We start from the raw sequence: 19,876 nt of genomic DNA, 5'->3' as shown, positions 1-19,876 counted from the left end.
CACCACACCACCGTCGAAGCCCTCGTCCTCTGGTTCGCCGAGCCCGAGATCGCTGAACGGCTGGACCAGATCGAGTCCACCATCGCCCGCCGCACCCGCATCGTCGCCAGCAACTTCCTCCCCGCGGCGACCATCGCCCTCGGCCGCTCCATCGACGAGCACAACTCAGACGAAGCCCACTTCCCTGTCCGCCCCGGCGACCAGCGAGGGTTAGAACTCCGCCGCCGCTCCCGAGAAACCGCCCGCCGCGCCGCCGCCCTCCTCCTCCGCCTCGCCAACTTCACCCCCGGCCCGCGCCGCTTTACCTCCACCCCGCGGCCAGCTCCCGCGCCCTCCCCAACACCCACTCCCAGCCCAACTCTCTCGGCTCCATCCTCATTGCCCAATTCTTCCACACCCGCTCCGCGCTCCTCGACCGCTCCCGCCCCCTCCCCAGTCTCCACCGACGACACCATCCCGCCCTCCGGACCCACCCCGCCCACCCGCTCTCCCGCGCCGCCCGCCCACGCCGAATCCTGCGCCCGCCCGCGGCCGCTCGTCCAACCCGCCACAGCCACGTCACCACGCCCCGTCGCCGCCGACTCCGGATAGGCCGGCACGAACCGGCGCAGCAGGCCGCACGATGTCGAACCGAAGCACTACCGCTTCACGATCTCGTCCGCCAGCGTCCCGGCGCCGTAGATCTTCCGCAGCGCCTCGATGATCACGCGGCTGTCCACTGAGACCGCCCGGCCCTTCGTGTCGTCGTAGATCACCCCAGCCGTCAGGGAGTGGATGTTGCCGTCGAAGATCAGCCCGATCACCTCTCCCGCCGTGTTCACCACCGGGCTGCCGGAGTTGCCGCCGATGATGTCCGCCGTGCAGATGAAGTTGAACGGCGTGCTCATGTCCAGGTCCGCCTTGTGCGTCACCCACGACTGCGGCAGCTCGAAGTCCGCCTCGCCGTGCCGCTCCTTCGCAAGCCGGAACGCCCCGCCGATCGTCGTGTACGCCTCGACCGTCCCCTCCGACTCGTCCGAGTACCCCTTGATCGGGCCGAACGCCAGCCGCAGCGTGAACGTCGCGTCCGGGTAGTTCTTCTCCCCCTCGATCGCGAACTTCGCCGCGGCGATCTTCGCGTAGTTCTCCCGCTCCACCGCCTCCACCTCGTTCTCGAACCGCGTCCGCATCGCCCGCGACTCCGGGTCCAGCGCCAGGGCCAACTGAATCATGGGATCCCTCGACGCCCGCACTGCCGCCGCCCCGCCCGCCACCAGGCTCTTGCGCGCCTCGATGTCCTTGAGCGACGACCCCTTCACCAGTTCCGCCGCCCGATCCCGCGGCGACACCCCGGCCAGCGCCGCCACCACGATCGGGTCGTCTCCGCCGAGCGTCTCCGCCAGGTACGCCAGCCCCGACGCGAGCTTTTCGATCTCCAGCGCCTCGTACACCGGCGCCGGCGAGTACAACTCCAGGTACACCGAATCCAGGTTGGAATCCCGGTACTCCCGCAGCCGGTCCCCGCTGGCCTTGGGGAGTTCATCCGCCAGCCGCACGATGTCCCGCGCCGCGGCGAACAGCGCCCCCGACGGCCCGCCGCGGGACAGCGCGTAGTACCTCGCATGCCAGTCGCGCCGCCCCGCCTCCGCCTTCGCGATCTGCTCCCACGCATCCCCCCACTCCGCCTGCCACTGAGGGTTCTTCGCCACCGCCGACCGCAACGCCTGCTCCGCCTGCGCCTTGCGCGCCATCAGCCGCGGATCCTGCAGTCCGTCGATCTGCCCCGTGTAGAACTTCCGGCTGTTCGTGACGCCGAAGTAGTCCTCCTCGCCGATGTGCGCCTGTTCCGGGCTTCGCTGCCGGAAGTTGTTCAACTTGACCTCCGCCCGCCAGAGGTACCGCAGGCTCGTCGGATTCTCAACGTCGCGCAGGAACTTGAGGTGCTCGGTCGTGAACAGCCGCCGCGTCGAACCCGGGTGCCCGGCCACCAGCGCCAGGTCCCCCTCCTTGGACCCCTTCGACCAGTTCAGGTAGTGCTCGGCCTTCAGGGGCTTGTCGTTCTCGTAGATCCGGAAGAAGCAGCAATCCAGGTCGTACCGCGGGTACTCGAAGTTCGAAGCATCCCCGCCGAAGTACGCGATCGCCTTCTCCGGAGCAAAGACCAGCCGCACATCCGTGTACCGCCGGTAGCGGTACAGGTGGTACCGCCCGCCCTGGTACAGCGTGACCACCTGCGAGAGCAGCCCGGTCTTCTCCTGCGACTCACCCTCGATTCGGGCCATCTGCTTGCGCCGGGCCGTGTTGGCATCCGCCGAGGACATCCCCTCGGTCACCACGCCCGTCACGCTCTCGGTGACGTCCTCGATAGACCAGAGGACATTCAGTTCCAGGTCCGGGCACTTGAGTTCGTCCGCCTTCGTCCTGGCGTAGAACCCCGTCTCGAGCAGGCGGCTGGTCGGCGTCGACAGCTTCGCAAGCATGTCCGAGCCGACGTGGTGGTTAGTCATCACCAGCCCGTCCGGCGAGACCAGCGACCCCGACCCGCCCGTGGAGAACCGCACGGCGGACTTCTGCACATGCTCCAGCCATGCGTTGGATGGCTCGAAACCATACTTGGCCTTCAGCGTCGCCGTCGGCGGGCTCGTCAGCAGCCACATCCCCTCGTCGGCGCTCGCCGGGGTCGTCAGGCTCATTGCAACGGCGGTCAGGGCGGCGGCGGCGGCACGACGACAGATGGATCCCATAGGGGTCGCTTCCTTGGTGACGGGGTTGGGGTGAACGTTAGGAGCTCTACCCGCGCGCCGCACGGGTCAGCACGGAGCCGCGAACCAGAGCTGGATGAACAGCGCGAGGTCGGACGGCTCGACCGCGCCATTCTCATCCAGGTCCGCATTGAGCGAGCCGCCGGTGAGGCTTGCCAGCCATTGGCTCACGTAGACGGCGATGTCGACGGGCGTCCGGACGCCGTCACCGTCGACGTCAACCACGCCGCGGGGCATCGGCAGCGAGGCCGCGATCGCCGGAATGGGTTCGCCGGGGAGGTACCCGGTGAGCTGCACGTCATCGGTCAGCCGCGGCGGGGTGGTGGCGTCGAATCGGATCGTGTACGCCGTGGACCAGCGGATCGCGTTCGCGTTCGGGTTCGAGGCGTACGGGGTTGTCGAGAACGAAATCCCGGAGCACCCCTGGCTCAGCAACCACGGCGTCGGTTCGACGTTCTGGTTGTTCAGCCCGTCGCCGCTGTGGTAAGCGACGTCGTGGACGGAGAAGCCGGAGATGCTGGCGGGAACCACGGCCGGCATCGTGATCGCCTGGATGCCGCGCCAGAGCGAGTGGTTGCGCACGGCGATCTCGTAGTGCCACCGGCGCGGAGCGGTCTGCGTCACCGCCGCGGCGATCTCAACTCGCCCATGGCCGGGGATGTCCGCGGCAACGACCGTGCATGCCGGATCCGCAGCGGACCACGCCGCCAGCGCGGACTCGCCGACGACCGCCCCGCTCATCGGCGTGAGGTTCCAGGTCGTTCCAGCGCCGCTTACCCCGACGCGCCGGTAGGACACGTTGTTGGATGCGGCCCCGGCGTCGTCCGGGGTCACCACCTGCAACTCCGCGAAGTACAACGCGCCGGCGTTGAGTGCCGGGTCGATGTCGCTCACCTTCACTTGCATGCGGCGGGCGAGGGAGCCGGAGTATTCGGGACTTGGCGGCGGATAGGGGAAGGCGCCGGTGTAGGGATTAATCGAGGTTCGCGGGGCGAGGGCCTGCTGGGCGGCCATGATCGACGCGGACTCCGGCGAGGAGCACTGTGTGCCGAGGTTGCCGTTCGCCGCGGGCTGGCAGTCCGGGCAGCAGGCCGTGCCGCTGAGGGCAAAGAACGTGTTGAACGCCCAGGACATGCCGACCTGGTCCAGTTCGTAGTGACCGGAGACCTGGCGGAGCCGGTAGAGGTTGGTGACGATGACCGGGTGGCGCGACGTGGTCGGCTCGTACCGGATGATGCCGTCGCCCCTGTTGCACACGGTGGCTCCGAACCCGAATGCGGCGACGCCGCCCTGGGCGGCGAACGACGTGGCGGCGCCAACGTCGCCGATGACCGCGTCCGGGCCGGACGTCCCGCACTGGGCGGCGGCGTGCGATGCGGCGGCGAGAGCGAGCACCGCGGCCGGGCCGAGACGTTGTCGCGTGATCATCTGCTGCCTCCGTCTGGTTAGCGGGAGCCCGCCGCGGAGGCGATTGCCTCCGCGGCTATTTTGCCAGGAATCGAGGGCACGGGCAAGGGCCCGCCGGCGAGAAGTTCCCGGTAGATCGACTCGATTTCCCGCACGTGATCGGGGTAGGACTGGAGCACGGTGGCCGCGTGGATCTCTCGCGGGGAGGGCAGCGGCACCTCGCCGATGGTGACGCGCGTGATGCACTCGGCCAGGGCCGCCGGGTGGCCAGCGGGGAAGAGGAGGCCATTGCGCGGCGGAGAGATCCAGTCGGGCGGACCACCGAGTCGCGAGGCGATCACGAACTTGCCGGCGTGGAGGTGCTCGAGCATCACCAGCGGGGAGTTCTCCAGCCAGATGTGGGGCAGGATCCCAACGTCGTACTCGCCGCCGGAGGCGAGGAGTTGCGCGAGGTCGTAGGCCCCGCGGACCGAGACCTCGGTGTACTTCGCCATCCGCCGGCGCACCTTCGCATCGTGGCCGCCGGCGTGGATCGAGATCTGCAAGCGCGATCGGACCTCGGGGGCGATCAGAGGGATTGCCCGCAGCAGGACCTCCAGCCCCTTGTTGGGACGGGTCGTGCCGAAGTAGGCGAAGCGGAGCGGGCGGGTGGCGGACTCCGGATCCCACGGGCGGGCGTCGTAGTACGGCGACCGGCGGGCGCGGCGGTTGATCTGGTCAAAGTGCGGCTGGCCGAGCCGCACCCAGCGGAGGCGCCGCTCGTCGACGCCCATCGCCACGTGGAGCCGGCGGAGGAAATCCGAGGGAGGGATCACGAGCGAAGCGTGGTTGAGAGCCTCGACGCCCGCGGCTCGGCGCTGGCCGTAGATGTTCAGCGAGCGCAGGTGGTGGTTGGCGGCGAGGAGGCGTTCGTTCTGATCGGCGGGGGACGGGTCAAATGCGGGGAGCGAATCGGTTGTTACCGCGCCGTTGACGGACGCGGCGGCACCCGCACGGCCGGAGATATCGAACCCGCGTGCCAGCTCGGGATCGTGCAGGTCATCGGGGTTGAGTTTCGGCGGCGACCAGGGCCGGAATGCGGCGCCGGTGAACACGGATCGGACGGCTGGCCCAATCCCGTAGATCGCCTTGCGGACGACATCGGCCGGGTACAGGCCCAGCCAGCGTTCGAGCGTGTCGCCGACCGCCCGCTTGCGCTTGAGCACCCGCGGGTCGGGGGCCGGGAGGCAGGTGGTGCAGCGCCTTCCACCGTCGTAGTCAGTGCAGACCCGGGCCTCCTGGTGCAGCAGATCGACCTGCGGGCAGACGTAGGAGTAGTTGTGCGGGGTGACGACCACGGGGCGGCCCGAGGCGCGTATCGCGCCGATCAGATCCAGTCCGTAGCCCTCCAGGGAGTGCACGTGTATCACCTGGGCCCGCACCTGATCGAGCCACCGGACCACCAGCGCGGCCTGCGCCGGGCAGGCGATCTCGGTCTGGGTGTTCCGGAAGTTGTGCGCGTTGGGGGAGAGGTTCGGCGAGTTGATGAGTTCGTGGCAGTCGATGCCGCCCCATCGCTCACGGAAAGCGATGCGGGGCCCTCCGAAGAGGTGGTAACTCATCCCGGAGGAGAGGTACGCCACCTCATGGCCCGAGAGGGCGAGCCCCCGGGCCAGTTCCGACGCGGAGAGGTTGTATCCGGAACCCTCGAACCCCTGGGACGAAAGGCGTGCCCAACCAAGGAGGGCGATGCGCAGCGGCCGGTCGGTGCGCGGCCAACCCGTGCGAGCGTCGGGGGCGTGATTGGTCGGCGCTTCGGGCATGTCTGGTGGCGTCGGCCTGTCCCTTCGGAATCAACCGTAGCGACTGGTGGAGGAGTACGGGCGGATGGTGGCAGCGTACCACGCCGCGCGCACGGCGGTCGACATCCAGCGGGCAAGGAACGCGGCTCGCGGACCGAGCCCATCGCGCTCGACCTGCGCGGCGGAGAGGTTCCGGGAATCCACGTGGAGGTTCCATGCCCCGCACACGGCGGGGAAGTCGTTGGTCTGATCGAAGACCACAACCGCCGTCGGCCGGTGGCGGAGCAGCGACACCTGCCGGAGCAGGCGGGAGGGCCAGCGGCCGCCGTAGACGATCGTTCCCGGCATGCCCGGGCTGACTCCCGCGACGGCGGCGACATCGTTGCGGAGCACGCGGATCCAGCGGGGCTCGGAGCCGGGCTCGCCCGCCGCGAGAGCCGACCGGATCTCGGCGGTGATGGCGTCGGCCCAGCGTGCGGTTGCGTCGCCGCGTTCGCCCTGGGCGCACAGGAACGCGACCCTGGCTCCGGGCCGGAAGAGCCCGGCCTGGCGGAAGGCTTCGATCAGCGGGATCGGCTTCGGGCCCTCGCCGGCGGTCTTGCCGGTCCGCCCGATGATGATGTCGCGCGCGGTCTCGCGGATGATCTCGGCGTGAAAGAGACGGCGGAAGACGGCGGCGCGCATCGAGTCCTTCAGGATCGTGCGCATCCAGCGGCGCGTCGCGGCGCGGAGCATGCCCGGGGGCAGGATCTTCTGGAGGGTCCAGACCATGTTCCGCTGGGCGTAATAGATGCGGGCGGGCGTGAGTTTCATGAGCCACGGCGTGTGGAACACCACGGCGTCGAGATTGAGCACGACGCGGTACCCGGCGCGGCCGAAGCGGAGGCACCAGTCGGCGTCGTCGCAGTAGATGAAGTACCGCCAGTCCCAGAAACCGACCTTCTGCACGGCGGACCACCGGGCCAGGAGCGAGCAGGCCGAGACGATGTCCACATCGCGCAGACCGGTGAAAGGCAGGTCGCCCCGGAGGCCGCCGACTTGACGGACCCAGCGTCGATGGGACTCGTGCTGCGGGTGGCCGGGGGGCGGGTCGTCGCCCATGCGGCCTTTGGCGCGATCGAGATAGATGGTCGTCTCGATGGTGGTGCGGCGGTCGGAGATATCGACTGTCCGCGAGCCGACGAGGCCGATGCGCGGGTCGGATGCCGCGGCGGCGGTCAGGTGCGTCAACGCTTCGGGCGGGAGTTCGGCATCGTCGTCGACAAGCCAGACAAAATCGGTGGAGTTGAGGGCCCGCTCGACCCACGCGAAGCCGGTGTTGAACCCGCCGCACCCGCCGTGGTTGGTGGAGTTTCGGATCAGCGTCAGGGAGTGGAAGCCGGCGGTGTTGCGGGTGGACGCCGAAGTATCCGAAGCGGGCGATCGGCGCGGCTCGAATCGCGGTTCGTGGGCCTCGTCCGTCGGGTTGTCGACGATCGTCTCGGGGCGCCACAACTCGGCAAGCGACTCCAGCGTGCCGTCGGTCGATGCATTGTCGACCACGATGACATCCATCTGCTCCCGCGGGAACCGCTGGGCAGCGAGGCCCCGGACGCAGGCGGAGGCCACCTCGCGGCGGTTCCAGGTCACGACGATGACGGCGACCCGGGCGGTCGTCGTCGCGGGCCCCTGGGTGCGCGCGGTCCCGTTGAGATGGACTTCGACGGGTTTGGCGGGATGGACGGTCGCTTTCACGGAGCGGGTATCCACGGGTGGCGGGAGCAGAGAAGTTTAGGGGCGTGGATCCGCGGCGGCATAGATGCTCTCGAGTTCCAGGGCGTGGTCGTCGATGTCCTTGGGCGGCGTCACGGCGGCCCGCAACCGCTCCAGCATGAACGGGTTGTCGAGGACCTCGACGAGGCGGCGGGCCAGATCGGCGCGGTCGTTGCCGCGGAAGAGCAGACCGTTGACACCGTCGTGTACAAAGTCAGGGATCCCTCCAACCGCGGCACCAAGGACAGGGAGGCCGCAGGCCTGGAACTCGAAGACCGTCTGCGGCGCGTTGTCCCACCAGACGGAGCAGACGACGCCGAGGTCTTTACCGCCGAGCATCCATGGGATGTCGGTGTAGTCGTAGCCTGGGGTGAAGGTCAGGCGGGCGAGGCGCGGCTCCATGCGGCGGAACATCCACTCGATGGACTGCCCGTCGAGGGCGTAGATCGACAGGTCGATGCGCCGCATGTGCTCGGGGGCGAGGGTTTCGAGGGCCTCGGCGAACATGCCCAAGCCCTTGTAGTAGTGGTTGTAGCCCATGAAGACGATGCGGACGGGCCTGAAGGGCGTCGGCGGGACCGTCTCGAAACGGGGGGGATCAAAGACGAGCGGGCGTGCGCGCCGGACCAGGTGGTTGATGCGCGTGCCGATGGGCTGCGCAGCGATGCGGCCCTGCTCGACGCCCATCGAGATGAACTTGCGCCGCACGAAATCGGAGACCGCGAGGACGCGGTCGCAGGAGTTGAGCATCCGGACCATGGCCGCGCGGCGGTGGCCGTACGCATTCGCGGGCTTGGAACTCGGGGGCTCGGGCTCGATGACGTTCAGGAGCGGGCGGCGCTGGGGGTCGTCCGGCGGGGCGGGCGTGGGAGCGGCCTGCTCCGCGACAAGGCGGGCCGTCTGGCCGCGGGTGTCGGTGTGGAGAGGAAGGGGAGAGAGGGCTTCATCCGGAGAGCGGACAGGCCGGCCGGGGATCTCGATCGCCGAGCGATCGATGGCGGCGCGACCCAGCGAGGCGGCGAGCCGAGCGGTCGCGCCGGTGGCCCGCTTGATCCAGGAGAGGGAGGAGCGGAGTTCCGCCGCGGCGGCGAGGGCGGACTCGCGGGGGGACTTTCTGCCGGAGATCCGGGAGGCAAGTCGCTCGCCCTCTTCGATGCGGCGCTGCCGCTCGACGGCGGTCGGGCTGGTCTGGATGCAGCCGGCGCATGCGTGGCCGTTGTCGAAGCTGGTGCAGACCTCGCGGTGGCGCTGCATCAGGTAGACCTGCGGGCAGATGGTGTGGTAGTTGTGGAGGCTGAAGACGACGCGGGCGCCGCAGGCGCGGGCGCGATCGACGCAGCCGATCGAGAAGCCCTCGATGTTGTGCCAGTGCACGACGTCGGGCCTGATCCAGTCGAAGAGCCGCCCGACCTGGGCTTCGAGTTCCGGCGCGGAGACCTCGCCGGCGGGGTCCTGGAACTGCTGGATGGATGGGGCGAGGACGGGAGAGTTGATGACCTCGAACACCCTGACGCCGAGCCAATCGTCGTGCCGGCGGATGGCGCACTCGCGCGGCGTGCGCAGGTGGGTGGTGCCGCCAAAGAGCGAGACGACCTCGTGCCCCCGCGCGGCGAGGGCGAGGGCGAGGGCCTGGCAATAGCCGTTGACCCCCCCACCCTTGGAGGCGCCGTCCCAGATGGCCGCCCAGTTGACGAGCACGATCCGCATGCAGGCGGTCAGGGTACTCCGGAGCGGCGCGGGACGGAAACGGCGTGCAAGACGGCGGGCCGGGTTCCGATGTACTCTGGCATCATGTGGACGGTGATCTGCGATGGATGCGGGCGGCAGGTGGAGGTGCCGGATTCGGCCCCGGGGACGCGCGTTCAGTGCCCGACGTGCGGGGACTGGAACATCGTGCGGGGGAAGGCGGACGTGACCCCGGCGGCGACGCGGGGGCCGGCGTCGGGGCGCGGGGACCGGGCCGTGGACCTGGGCTTTCCGTCGGAGCAGGGGCCGGAGACGCGGGTGCTTCGGTTGCACCCGGTGGCCCTGCGGGCCAGGCCGGTCTCGCACGGGCTGGTGCTGGTGGTGATCGCGGCGGGGCTGATCGGGGCGGTCGTGCTGCTGCTGCGGACGCCGAGCCAGACGTGGTGGGCCGCGGCAAGCGCAGCGGCGGCGGTAATTGGGCTGGGGATGCTGGCGTACTGGAAGGTGGTGGCGATCACGGAGACGCTGGTCGTGACGACCAAGCGGGTGACGTACATCCGCGGGCTGCTGAGCCGGCACACGAGCGAGATCCCGCACGAGGATGTCAAAAACATCCAGATCTCGCAGAGCCTGTGGCAGCGGATCGTCGGGATCGGACGGGTGGGGATCTCGAGCGCGGGGCAGGATGATGTGGAGATCATCATCGGGGATGTGCCGGGCCCGTACCGGGTGCGGGAGGCGATCAACGCGTACCGGAATGTGATGGATTAGCGACGGGACGGCGTGGAATGAAAAACGGGCGCGACCCGAGGGCCGCGCCCGTTGTCCTTGCGTCGTGGAACGGCCGGCTACTTGTCGGACTTCTTCGCGGGCTTCTTGGCGGGCTTCTTCTCGGCTTTGGCGTCGTCGTCCTTCTCCTCGGCCTTCTCGGCCTTGGGCTTGGACTTCTTGGCCGCGGCGCGGGACTCGCTGCGCTTCTTGGACTGGTCGATCGCGTCCTTGTTGTACTCCTCGGCGGGGACGTCGGTCACCTTGGCCTTGGCGAGGATGGCGTCGAGGGTCTTGTGCTCGCGGATCTGCTGGAAGAGGGCGCCGATCTGGTTGCGCTGGATGAGTTCGGCGCGGAGTTTCTCGGGGCGTTCGTTGGAGGAGACGGCCATCTGGACGATGCGGGAGTTGATCTCGCCCTCGGTGACCTTGATGTCCATCTCCTCGCCGATGCGGTCAAGGATGAAGAAGAGCTTGAGTTCGCGGACGGTGGACTCGTTGGAGGCGGCGCGGAGGTCGGCGATGTCCTCCTCGATCTTGAGGGCGTCGACGCCGCGGTAGCTCAGTTCGAGGCGCTTGCGGGAGAGGTTGCGCTCGGTCTGGTTCTGGGTGAGGCGCTCGGGGAGTTCCATCTCGACGGACTCGACGAGGTGGCGGGCGACCTGCTCGCGCATGGCCGCGGCCTGCTCGACGGCGATGCGCTCCTGGATGCGCTGGCGGATGGCCTCGCGGAAGCCGGCGGTGTCGGCGAAGCCGAACCGGGCGGTGAGGTCCTCCATCGAGGCGGGGATGATGCGGTCGGCGCGAGAGACGTAGAACTCGACGGTGAGGTCCATGCCGCGGATCGCTTCGATCTCGTGTCCCTCGGGGCCGGTGGTCTTGATGGTGACCTTGTCGCCGACGGCGGGGACGCCGAGCTGGGCGGCGAAATCGTCGACCTTGATGCCGAGGATCATCCCCTTGCCCTCCTTGTCGGGGGTGGGGATCTGGATGACGGCGTCGTTGATATCGATGTAGGTCTTGTCGTCGGAGCCGATGACCTTGCCGTGGCCGGTGAGGTAGTCGCCGGCGGCGGCGGACTCCTGGGACTCGAGGCGGCCCTCCTGGAGGGCGATGCGCTCGAGCTGCTCGTCGATCATCGAATCGGCGACCTCGGTGACGGGGCGTTTGACCTCGATGCCGTCGGTGGAGGGGACGGTGAAGCTGGGCGGGACCTCGACTTCAACCTCGAAGGCCAGGGGCTTGCCGTCCTCGACTTCGATCTTGGCGAGCATCTCGCTGGCGGGGTCGCCGATGACGCGGAGCTTGTGCTCCTCGATCGCCTTGGAGTAGGCCTGGGCGACGAGCTGCTCCTTGGCCTCCTTGCGGACGACGGTGCCGAATCGCTTCTCGATGAGGCGGCGCGGGGCGTGGCCCTTGCGGAAGCCGGGAAGTTCGGCCTCGACCATCAGGGTGTCGAGGGAGGAGCCGAGCTGGTCGGCGACCGTCTCGGCGGGGATCTCGATCAGCACCTTCTTGAGACAGGGACCGGCGTCCTTGATGGTGACCTTGTTGGGACGCTCGGAAACGGTTGCATCGGCCATGGCGAACACTCCGGGGACCAGAGCGAGCCGGGCCACGCGGCCGTCGGATCGCTCCCCGCCCGATTTTCGATAGGGGATAAGTTTAGGCGTGGGCCGGGCGGGGCCCGCGCCGGGGCTGAATCGGCGGCAGGGGCGGGGTATGCTGGTTCCGATGGATCTCACGGATGGCGTCTGGTTGTGCGTGCTCGCGAGCGGATCCGGCGGGAACTGCTCGGTGGTGTCGATCGTGCGGGGCGGGGTGAGGAGGCTGTGCCTGATCGACGTGGGCCTCTCGCCGCGGCGGACCAACAGGCTGCTGGCGGGGCTGGGGCTCGGGTTTCACCAGATCGATGATGTGATCCTGACGCACCTGGACTCGGACCACTTCTACCACTCGTGGGTCGGGCTGCTGCCACGGCACGCGACGCTGCGGCTGCACCGGCGGCACAGCGAATCGCCCGGTGCGCGCGGGATGTTCGGGCTGTTCGGGGTGAGGGCGGAATCGTTCGAAGAGGGTTGCAGACTGCGCGATGGGACGCTGGTGCGGGTCGCGATGGGGTCGCACGACCAGTCGGGAACAAGCGTGCTTCGGTTTGAGTTCGAGGGGCTCGGCGGCTCGCTCGGGTTTGCGACGGACCTGGGCCGGTTCACGCCGGCGCTGGCGCAGCACCTGCGCGGGGTGGATGTGCTCGCGATCGAGTCGAACTACTGCCCGGTGATGCAGGAGTCCTCGGGCCGGCCGTTGCAGTTGCAGCGGCGGATCATGGGGGGCAGCGGGCACCTGAGCAACCAGGAGGCGAGGGACGCGGTGGCGCAGGTGAGCCCGGCCTCGCACGTGGTGCTGCTGCACCTGTCGCGGGAGTGCAACGATCCCGCGCTGGCACGGGGGCTGCACGAGGGCGCGGCGTATGGGCTGACCGTGACCTCCCAGTTTGAGCCGACCGGGTGGGTGGCAGTTGGAGCGCCCGCTCCGGCGGGCGTGGGCGACCCGGTCGGCGTCCGCGTCGGCGTTTGAAGGGGATGAGCGGCGGGGCTCCCGGCCTACCATCTGGCCGCATGCAAACCCGCCGCCCAACACGTCAGATTCTCGTCGGTGATTCCCGTACTGGTGTCGTCAGGATCGGCGGCGGCCTGCCGGACAAGGCGGGCAACCCGACGACGCCGGCGCCGATCGTCGTGCAGACGATGACCGCGGGGTACACGCACGACATCGATGCGTGCGTAACGGAGATCAACCGGCTCGCCGCGGCGGGGGCGGAGATCGTCCGGGTGGCCGTCCCGGAGAAGAAGGACACCGAGGCGCTCAAGGAGATCATCCCGCAGGTGCAGGTGCCGATCGTGGCGGACGTGCACTTTCACTTCCAGCGGGCGCTAGAGGCCGTGGAGGCGGGGGTGCACAAGATCCGCCTGAACCCGGGGAACATCAGCGACCGGGACCAGGTAAACGCGGTCATCGACGCGTGCAAGGCCAAGGGGCTGCCGATCCGCATCGGGGTCAACGAGGGGTCGATCATCGAACGGCGGGACAAGCAGAAGCGGATGAAAGAACTCGGGCAGGTGTTCAGCGAGCGCAAGCACGGGTACCTGCTCGCGATCATGATCACGAAGCTCGAGGAGTACCTCGACATCTTCTACGAGCGGGACTTTTACGACGTCGCCATCTCGGCGAAGTCCATGGACGCCGCGATCGTCATCGATGCGTACACGGAGATCTCGAAGCGGTTCGACCACCCGCTGCACCTGGGCGTGACGCACGCGGGGCCGAAGGAGACGGGGACGATCCGGTCGGTCGTGGCGCTCGGCGGCCTGCTCATCGGCGGCATCGGCGACACGATCCGGATCTCGTACGCCAACGACCCCGTATACGAGGTGCAGGACGGGCTGGAGTTGTGCTACGTGCTCGGACTCAAGGAGCGCAAGGGCGTCGACCTGATCGCGTGCCCGACGTGCGGGCGGATCCAGGTGGACCTGTTCACGCTCGTGCAGGACGTCCGGAAGCAGCTCGCGGAGAAGGTGCGGCTGCCGATCAAGGTCGCGGTGATGGGCTGCATCGTGAACGGCCCTGGGGAGGCGGAAGGGGCGGACGTGGCCGTCTTCGCGGGGGATCGGCGCGGAATCATCTACGTGCAGGGGGAGCGGGTGGCGAACGTGCCGGAGGACCAGATCCTGGATCGGCTGCTGGCCGAGTGCCTCGCGTTCCAGGAGAAGGTGAACCGCGGCGAGGCGAAACTGGGCGAGAAGAAGGTCGACATCATCCCGCCCGACCCGATCGGTGAACTGGGGTCCGGGTTCGACAAGATCGCCGCGGGCGATGTCGAGAAACGCCCCGGGCCGGCGACGCTGACGGTCGGGAAGTCGTGATCGGCAGGCTGGTTCAAGCGTTGATGCTCGGGGGCGTGGTGACGCTCGGGGCATGCCAGGCCGACACGCCCCGAAACCCGTCGTTCCCGCTGACGGTGTCGGACGCGAACCGGTCGCTGCGCGAGATGGCGGAGCAGCCCAAGAGCCCGCCCCGGCCGGTGGTGGTCATCGGCGGGATCTATGACCCCGGGTGGGTGGCGGCCAACTGCCGGAAGCGGCTCGAGGCGGAACTTACGCCGGGGACGCCGATCGTCTCGACGGGGCAACTGGGATCGTGGACCATCGACGGGTACCGTGACCGGATCATCGACCTGGTGGAGACGTCGTTCCCATCGGACACGCCGGGGCAGACGATCGAGGTTGACGTGGTGGCGTTCTCGCTGGGGGGGCTGGCGGCCCGCTACTCGGCAATCCCGCGGGACGACGGGGGGAAGCGGCTGCGGATCGCGCGGCTGTTCACCATCGCGTCGCCGCACCGCGGGGCGGACCTTGTGTCGCGGATCCCGAGGGTCGATCCGATTGCGGACGATGTAAAGGAGGGATCCGAGTTCCACCGACTGCTGGATGAGGCGCTGCCGAACGCGGAGTACGAGTTGTTCGCGTACGTGCGGCTCGGGGACGAGGTGGTGGGCGAGGCGAACGCGGCGCCCGCGGGGGCGGGGGTCTGGTGGGTGCCGAATCAGCCGATGCAGATGTCGCACATGGATGCGTACAAGGACCCGCGCATCCTCGCCGACATTGCGCGGAGGCTGCGCGGGGAGGAGCCGTTCGCTCTGTCGCCGCCGGCACCGCTGCCGCCGGAGTCGCGTCGGGCTTCCGAGACCGAGGAGGCGGCTACTTCCTCTTCGACTTCTTCGCCGCCGCTTTGAGCTGCGCCTCGATCGACCGGCGCATCGACTCCCGCAGTTGCCGGACCTGGCCGGTGGTCATCCCAGTGTCGCGGACATCGACCTCGATGGCGGTGACCCATCGCACGCCGTCGTCCTCGAACCCGAGCTTGCGGATCCGGCCCTCGAGGTCCGGGAGGTGGCCGGCTCCGTAGATGATCCCGACCGTCTTGACGTCCTTCTCCTCGGCCATGATCTTCTGGAGATCCTCGACCACGACCGCGTTGCGGTCCTTGATGATGACCTCCATGAGCGTGCCGGTGTCGCCCGGGAGCGCACCGAGCACCTCGCCGGTGTGGGCGAGCAGGTCGACCATCACCATCTTGAACATCGCCGACATCTCGGGGCTGGAGCCGATAAACTTGAGCAGCAGGCTGGCCATCTGGGCGGTGAACGAACTGCCGTCGAGCATCTGGAAGAGCGCCGAGCCCTCGGCGCCGGCGGCGTCGAGCCGCTTCTGCACCTGGTCGATGCTCATGTCGCTGTTGCGCCAGTTCGGCTTGGAGTGGTCCATCACGTTGAGCTGGAAGACCAAGCCCATGGCCTTGGCGAGCTGGTCCTGCAAGCCGTCGCCGCCGGGCACCTCGTCGCGGGAAAGGGGCTTCTGCGCCGAGAACGCGAGGTCGGCGTTGACCCCTTCGCCCCCGGGCTTGCCGTCGGCGCCGGTCGAGACGATGTCGAAGGGGCGCTTCTTTGCGGGCTTGGCCTTGTCCGCGTCGGGATCGGCGGGTTCATCCCCGTTGTCGGCAGGCGCCGCCGCGGCGACGGTATAGACCAGTGGGTTACCCCAACCGTCGAAACGGGCGGACTCGACGAGCCAGCCGATCCGCTTGTCGCCCGCGGCGGCAAAGTCGTCGAGTGAGGCGGGGTAGTCGCCGGTCTTCTTCTTGGCCGCCACGGCGAGGGTGGCGAGCAGGCGGATCCGCTTGCGGGTCGCCTCGGCACGGGCCTTGTCGGTGGCGCCGTCGAGATCGTGCTCGGCCCGCCCGACCCCCGGGGGCTTGACGCCCTCGAAGAGCACGACGTCCTTGGTATCCAGTTCGGCCTGCAGGGCCTGGTAGAACGGGAGATCGGCGATGTGGACGGCGCCGGCAACCGTCAGCCGCGGGCCGTCGGCGTCGGTGGGCTTGTACTCGTGCACGGCCATCTGAAGTCGGAGGGTCTTGCCCTTGTCGGACTCGACCACCCTGATGTACCGAGGTTCATCCCGAGCCGCGGACGCGGCCGGCCTGACGGCGGCGGGCTTCGCGGGCGGTTCCGCAATCGCCAGGGTCCATGCGCCGAGCACAGCACCCAGGGTGACAAGCCATCGGGAAGCGGTCATATGCTCGACTCCATGTGGGGGCCGTGTTCTCGCTGCACTGCATCGTATGTACGGGCGTGCCACGGGTTGCACGGGCATCCGGGGACAAAAGTAATGATGGGCGGTTCCCAACAAGTCATGGGAATCCGGCCATGAACGCGGGAATCGTCGGCAGCATGGGGCACGTGGAACAAGCCGGAGCGGGCGCTACGGACTCGCTGAGCCGTGATGTGATCCGAATGGAATGGAGCCGGATGATCGGCAGCCCGGTCGGGCTGCGCAGGCCGCTGGTAGTTCTGGCGGGGTGGCGGGCTCCAAGCATTGCGGTCAGGCGACTTGCGCAGCGGCTGGTGACCCTGGTGGGGGCGGACCCGGGCGAATCGCTGGCGATCGGGTATCCGTTCCGCACGGATATCGAGGCGATTGCGCGGTCGGTGGTGAATCGGGTTGTCTCCCGCTTCCCGGGCGAAGATGGGAGCGGGCCGCGGGAGGTCGACGTCGTGGGCGTCTCGATGGGAGGCCTTGTCGCCCGGTTCGCGGCGGCGCCGGCAATGCTGCGGCGGGAGGGACGTCGTCTGAGGATCCGCAGGCTGTTCACGCTCGCCTCGCCGCACCGCGGAGCGAACATCGCCGGGGTGCTGCCGGTCGATGCAGCGGTTCGGCAGATGCGGGCCGATTCGCCGCTGCTGCGGCGTCTGGACGAGGCTCTTGAGTGTGCCGAGTACGAGATGGTCTGCTACACGAGGCTGCGGGATGCCTGGGTCGGAGCCGGCAACACAGCGCCGCCGGGATACTCGCGGATTGTGCTTCCGGCGAGGGTCTTCGGCAGCCACCTGACGATCTCGCAGGACCTGGCCATCACGATCGACCTGGCACGCCGGCTGCGGGACGAGCAGCCCCTGCTGGCACCGGTTGTGTAGCGGGCTCAGCCGGCCTGCGCGATGCGTTCGCGGATCCCCGCCACCACGACGGGATCGGGGAACGAGCCGACTCGTCCCTCGCCGCTGTCGGCCGCGGTCTGCGCGGCGCGATCGAACGCGTGGATGCTCACGAGCAGGGCCGCGGGCGGAACGGGCCCGTGCCAGCCCTCGACGGGTAGGGCCGCGAGGCGGAACAGGTGGTCCTGTTCCCGACGGCCGAGTCGAAGGTGCCGGCACATCTTGCGGAACGCGGTGTCCAGCGGCGGCCGTCGTCGTGCGCGGTTCCATCCGAATGTCAGCGCCACGCTGACCACGGCCGCGATAGCGACGAGCGTGACGATGGCGGTGGTGTGCGAACCGGGGACGGGTGCTTCGGGCGGCCGCGGTGAGGTGAGCAGTTCCGTGGCGCGGACCGGGCCGAGCGGGGCGGGTGGCATCACGAGATCCTGCGGCCGGTTCGGCACGTCTACACCTCCTGGGCGATCGCGGGCGTCGCCGACAAGGCCCACGCGGACCTGAGGACGTTGTTCGCAACATGGGCACAGCGGACGGCGCGGGCGCGGACGCGCGGGTCGGGGTCGTCGACGAGCGACCGCACACGGGCGTGCAGTTCGCCTCGGCCGGACCACCATCGCGGCGCGGACAACCGTCCAGCAAGCCAGAGCGCGGCGACGCGGTGCATCGGTTGGTCGTCGAGGAGCATCGCCGCGAGCTCGCCCACCGCGTCGTACTCCGCGCGATCGTCGGAGCGGCTCGGCGAGACAGCGCCGAGGGGGCCTCGGGCGGCGGCGAGCATGGCCCGGATCGCGTTGGCGCGGACGCGGTGGGAGGCGTCGGCCTTGAGTTCCAGGATGGCGGCGGGGGTGGTCGACGCCTGGGCTGGGTCGCGGCGGGCACGGGCCGCGAGGGACTCGACCGCGTTGGCGCGCACGCGGTTGTCCGTGCTTCCCAGGGCGACGGTCAGCGCCTCGATCGAACGCGGCTGCACGCCATCGGCGAGCGCCGAGGCGGCGGAGGCGGCGATCGCCATGCGCTCGGCTTCAACAGCGGCATCGGCGAGGAGGCGCTGAAGGTGCGGCTCAAGATCGGGGACCAGGCCGAGGGCGCGGGCGGCCGAGATCGCGCCGATGGCGAGCGGCGGGTCCGAGGCGTCGATCCTTGATCGGAGCGAATCCGCGATTGCGGCGCGGTCGTGACGGGCAATCCGGCGCCCGGCGAGCCTGGAGACCGGCTCATCGGCAATGCTCGAATCTCGCCGGTGCGACTCGGACTCGGCCACCGCGCGGATGGAGGCGTGCGGCGAACGCCGGAGCGAATCGACGGCATTGGCCGACCATTGCGGACCGAGCCCCCACGCAGCGCCGCCGGGGCGGATATCGCCAAGGGACGCGATCAGCGCTGTTCGTGCCACGCGTTCATCGGGGTCGAAGCAGAGGTCGAGGCGTATGGAGGCGAGGCTCCTGGAGCCGACCGCTGCACGGGCGAGCGCGTGCCGGACACGCGGAGAGGGATCGCCGAGAAGACTGGAGAGCGTGGGCGAGGCGGGGGCGTCTCCCGCAGGCATGGCGGCCCACTGAACGGCGCCGATGCGGGCCGACTCGCTGAGGCCGTCTCCCAGGAGAACGGGAGCGGGCCGGCCCGCCCCGCGGCGCCGGATGGATCGGGCGAGGAAGCGGGCTCGGCTCGGATTGAGCATCAGGTGGATCGACGCGAGCACTTCGCTGCCGGGGGCATGGGTGGCCGTGAGGGCGGACAGGCAGGCGGGGGCGAGCGATGGGTGCTTGGCGGCCCGCCAGCACCACTCGGCGCTCAATGGGCTGCGCGGATGCCGGATGAGCGAGCGGAGGACGGAGGTCGCGGGGTTGGCATCGTCGGTCAGGAGCGCGGCCAAGGGGCCATCTGCCGAGTCGAGACCGGGGATCGCCAACAGGGCCGCCCAGGCGATGAGGGCTTCCTGATGGCGGTGGTCGGGGTATGCCCCAGCGGCTTGTGCGGCGGCGGCTGCGACCGCATCGAGATGCTCGCGGTGGCTCACAGCCGACCTGGCGATGGATTCCAGGGCGACCGCCGCGGAGTGGGCGACGCTGGTGTCCGCATCGCGGAGCAGTGCGGGGAGGAGTTTGACCGTGCGGGATCGGGGGAGAGCGAGTGCGATCGCGGCGACGCTCGCGCGGGAGGCCGGCCGGGCCTCATGGATCAAGCGGGAGGCGATGGCATGCCAGTCGGTGGACTGGTCGGCGGCGAGTCGGTGAACCTGGGCCGGGGTGAGCGAGCGCCAGTGGCGGCCGATGGTGAGGGCGACGTCTGGGGAGGGGGCGTCCTGGACCAGGAGAGATGCCAACCGGTCGAGCATGGCCGGAGCCTCGGCGGGCGAGGCAACCTCGAGAGTGGCGGCCAGCGTGGCGGCCAGTTCCGGGCGGGTCAGGCCGTTCAGGATGCCCCGGCGGGTCGGCTTTCGGAACAGCACGCTAGGCCGCTCCTGGCGTTACCCCCTATTCCTAGGGGTTCATGGTTCAGAATAATCATCATCTTGGGGGCCAAATTGGTAGAAGCCCCTTGCGTAGGAGTAAGCGATCGCTAAGAATGGCGTCCGATCCGGCCGGGCCGGGACGTGGGAGTGGATCGGAAGACGCCACGGATTCCCTGCAAAGATCCGAGTTTCGGCGAAAAGGGAACCCGGAGCGACCGCTTGCGACGTAAAGGAGAGC

General features: G+C 69.2%; 15 protein-coding genes. 6 read left to right on the top strand and 9 right to left on the bottom strand.

What is annotated here, in order from left to right; genetic code table 11:
- Positions 1-591: hypothetical protein (locus tag KF745_15465; GenBank protein MBX3359813.1), on the top strand; the 591-nt coding region annotated here is incomplete at its 5' end.
- Positions 592-638: 47 nt separating this feature from the next.
- On the opposite strand, the gene KF745_15460 is transcribed toward KF745_15465, so the two are convergent.
- The 5 genes from KF745_15460 to KF745_15440 all read right to left on the bottom strand — a co-directional run bounded on the left by KF745_15460 (position 639) and on the right by KF745_15440 (position 9,388).
- Positions 639-2,723, bottom strand: coding sequence for a S46 family peptidase (locus KF745_15460; GenBank protein ID MBX3359812.1), 2,085 nt, complete (start codon positions 2,721-2,723; stop codon positions 639-641).
- 66 nt (positions 2,724-2,789) lie between these two features.
- Entirely contained in the window at positions 2,790-4,169 is a 1,380-nt protein-coding gene (locus KF745_15455) for a hypothetical protein (GenBank protein ID MBX3359811.1), read from the bottom strand.
- Between the two features lie 17 nt (positions 4,170-4,186).
- Positions 4,187-5,950, bottom strand: a complete 1,764-nt coding sequence (locus KF745_15450) for a glycosyltransferase (protein MBX3359810.1) — start codon at positions 5,948-5,950, stop codon at positions 4,187-4,189.
- Positions 5,951-5,980: 30 nt separating this feature from the next.
- Positions 5,981-7,663 (bottom strand): glycosyltransferase family 2 protein, encoded by a 1,683-nt coding sequence (locus KF745_15445; GenBank protein MBX3359809.1) that lies wholly within the window; start codon positions 7,661-7,663, stop codon positions 5,981-5,983.
- 36 nt (positions 7,664-7,699) lie between these two features.
- Positions 7,700-9,388, bottom strand: coding sequence for a glycosyltransferase (locus tag KF745_15440; GenBank protein MBX3359808.1), 1,689 nt, complete (start codon positions 9,386-9,388; stop codon positions 7,700-7,702).
- An 84-nt stretch (positions 9,389-9,472) separates the two neighbouring features.
- On the opposite strand from KF745_15440, the gene KF745_15435 reads away from it, so the two are divergent.
- The gene (locus KF745_15435) at positions 9,473-10,138 is read left to right on the top strand and encodes a PH domain-containing protein (protein ID MBX3359807.1); all 666 of its coding nucleotides are present in this window, start codon (positions 9,473-9,475) and stop codon (positions 10,136-10,138) included.
- A 77-nt stretch (positions 10,139-10,215) separates the two neighbouring features.
- Here KF745_15435 and tig read toward each other — a convergent pair whose 3' ends face one another.
- On the bottom strand, positions 10,216-11,718 hold the full coding sequence (tig, locus tag KF745_15430; GenBank protein MBX3359806.1) for a trigger factor: 1,503 nt from the start codon (positions 11,716-11,718) through the stop codon (positions 10,216-10,218).
- Between the two features lie 151 nt (positions 11,719-11,869).
- On the opposite strand from tig, the gene KF745_15425 reads away from it, so the two are divergent.
- Genes KF745_15425 through KF745_15415 form a run of 3 tightly spaced genes read left to right on the top strand, consistent with a single transcriptional unit; the run spans position 11,870 to position 14,927 of the window.
- Positions 11,870-12,712: an MBL fold metallo-hydrolase gene (locus KF745_15425; protein MBX3359805.1), complete on the top strand. Its 843-nt coding sequence runs from the start codon at positions 11,870-11,872 to the stop codon at positions 12,710-12,712.
- 41 nt (positions 12,713-12,753) lie between these two features.
- Entirely contained in the window at positions 12,754-14,058 is a 1,305-nt protein-coding gene (gene ispG, locus KF745_15420) for a flavodoxin-dependent (E)-4-hydroxy-3-methylbut-2-enyl-diphosphate synthase (GenBank protein ID MBX3359804.1), read from the top strand.
- Positions 14,055-14,927, top strand: a complete 873-nt coding sequence (locus tag KF745_15415; GenBank protein ID MBX3359803.1) for a hypothetical protein — start codon at positions 14,055-14,057, stop codon at positions 14,925-14,927. Before ispG ends, KF745_15415 begins: the two co-directional genes overlap by 4 nt.
- Here the strand turns inward: KF745_15415 and KF745_15410 are convergent.
- Positions 14,893-16,269 carry a type II secretion system protein GspG gene (locus KF745_15410; GenBank protein ID MBX3359802.1) on the bottom strand — a complete coding sequence of 459 codons (1,377 nt, stop codon included), beginning with the start codon at positions 16,267-16,269 and terminating at the stop codon, positions 14,893-14,895. The two genes, KF745_15415 and KF745_15410, sit on opposite strands and share 35 nt — an antisense overlap.
- Positions 16,270-16,400: 131 nt before the next feature.
- On the opposite strand from KF745_15410, the gene KF745_15405 reads away from it, so the two are divergent.
- Positions 16,401-17,168, top strand: a complete 768-nt coding sequence (locus KF745_15405; GenBank protein MBX3359801.1) for a hypothetical protein — start codon at positions 16,401-16,403, stop codon at positions 17,166-17,168.
- 5 nt (positions 17,169-17,173) lie between these two features.
- On the opposite strand, the gene KF745_15400 is transcribed toward KF745_15405, so the two are convergent.
- A complete protein-coding gene (locus KF745_15400; GenBank protein MBX3359800.1) occupies positions 17,174-17,605 on the bottom strand; it encodes a hypothetical protein in 432 nt (143 codons plus the stop codon).
- A gap of 29 nt (positions 17,606-17,634) precedes the next feature.
- A complete protein-coding gene (locus tag KF745_15395) occupies positions 17,635-19,635 on the bottom strand; it encodes a hypothetical protein (protein ID MBX3359799.1) in 2,001 nt (666 codons plus the stop codon).
- Positions 19,636-19,876: the final 241 nt, after the last annotated feature.

The organism is Phycisphaeraceae bacterium (assembly GCA_019636655.1).
Taxonomy (GTDB): domain Bacteria; phylum Planctomycetota; class Phycisphaerae; order Phycisphaerales; family UBA1924; genus JAHBXB01.
This window is presented reverse-complemented; position numbering and strand designations above follow the sequence as displayed.

What these genes read in the sequence shown, in the direction of transcription:
- KF745_15400 (MBX3359800.1), bottom strand. Translation starts at nt 17,605, where the DNA reads ATGCCACCCGCCCCGCTCGGCCCGGTCCGCGCCACGGAACTGCTCACC.
- KF745_15410 (MBX3359802.1), bottom strand. Translation starts at nt 16,269, where the DNA reads ATGACCGCTTCCCGATGGCTTGTCACCCTGGGTGCTGTGCTCGGCGCA.
- KF745_15460 (MBX3359812.1), bottom strand. Translation starts at nt 2,723, where the DNA reads ATGGGATCCATCTGTCGTCGTGCCGCCGCCGCCGCCCTGACCGCCGTT.
- KF745_15405 (MBX3359801.1), top strand. Translation starts at nt 16,401, where the DNA reads ATGAACGCGGGAATCGTCGGCAGCATGGGGCACGTGGAACAAGCCGGA.
- KF745_15450 (MBX3359810.1), bottom strand. Translation starts at nt 5,950, where the DNA reads ATGCCCGAAGCGCCGACCAATCACGCCCCCGACGCTCGCACGGGTTGG.
- KF745_15455 (MBX3359811.1), bottom strand. Translation starts at nt 4,169, where the DNA reads ATGATCACGCGACAACGTCTCGGCCCGGCCGCGGTGCTCGCTCTCGCC.
- ispG (MBX3359804.1), top strand. Translation starts at nt 12,754, where the DNA reads ATGCAAACCCGCCGCCCAACACGTCAGATTCTCGTCGGTGATTCCCGT.
- KF745_15435 (MBX3359807.1), top strand. Translation starts at nt 9,473, where the DNA reads ATGTGGACGGTGATCTGCGATGGATGCGGGCGGCAGGTGGAGGTGCCG.
- KF745_15440 (MBX3359808.1), bottom strand. Translation starts at nt 9,388, where the DNA reads ATGCGGATCGTGCTCGTCAACTGGGCGGCCATCTGGGACGGCGCCTCC.
- KF745_15425 (MBX3359805.1), top strand. Translation starts at nt 11,870, where the DNA reads ATGGATCTCACGGATGGCGTCTGGTTGTGCGTGCTCGCGAGCGGATCC.
- tig (MBX3359806.1), bottom strand. Translation starts at nt 11,718, where the DNA reads ATGGCCGATGCAACCGTTTCCGAGCGTCCCAACAAGGTCACCATCAAG.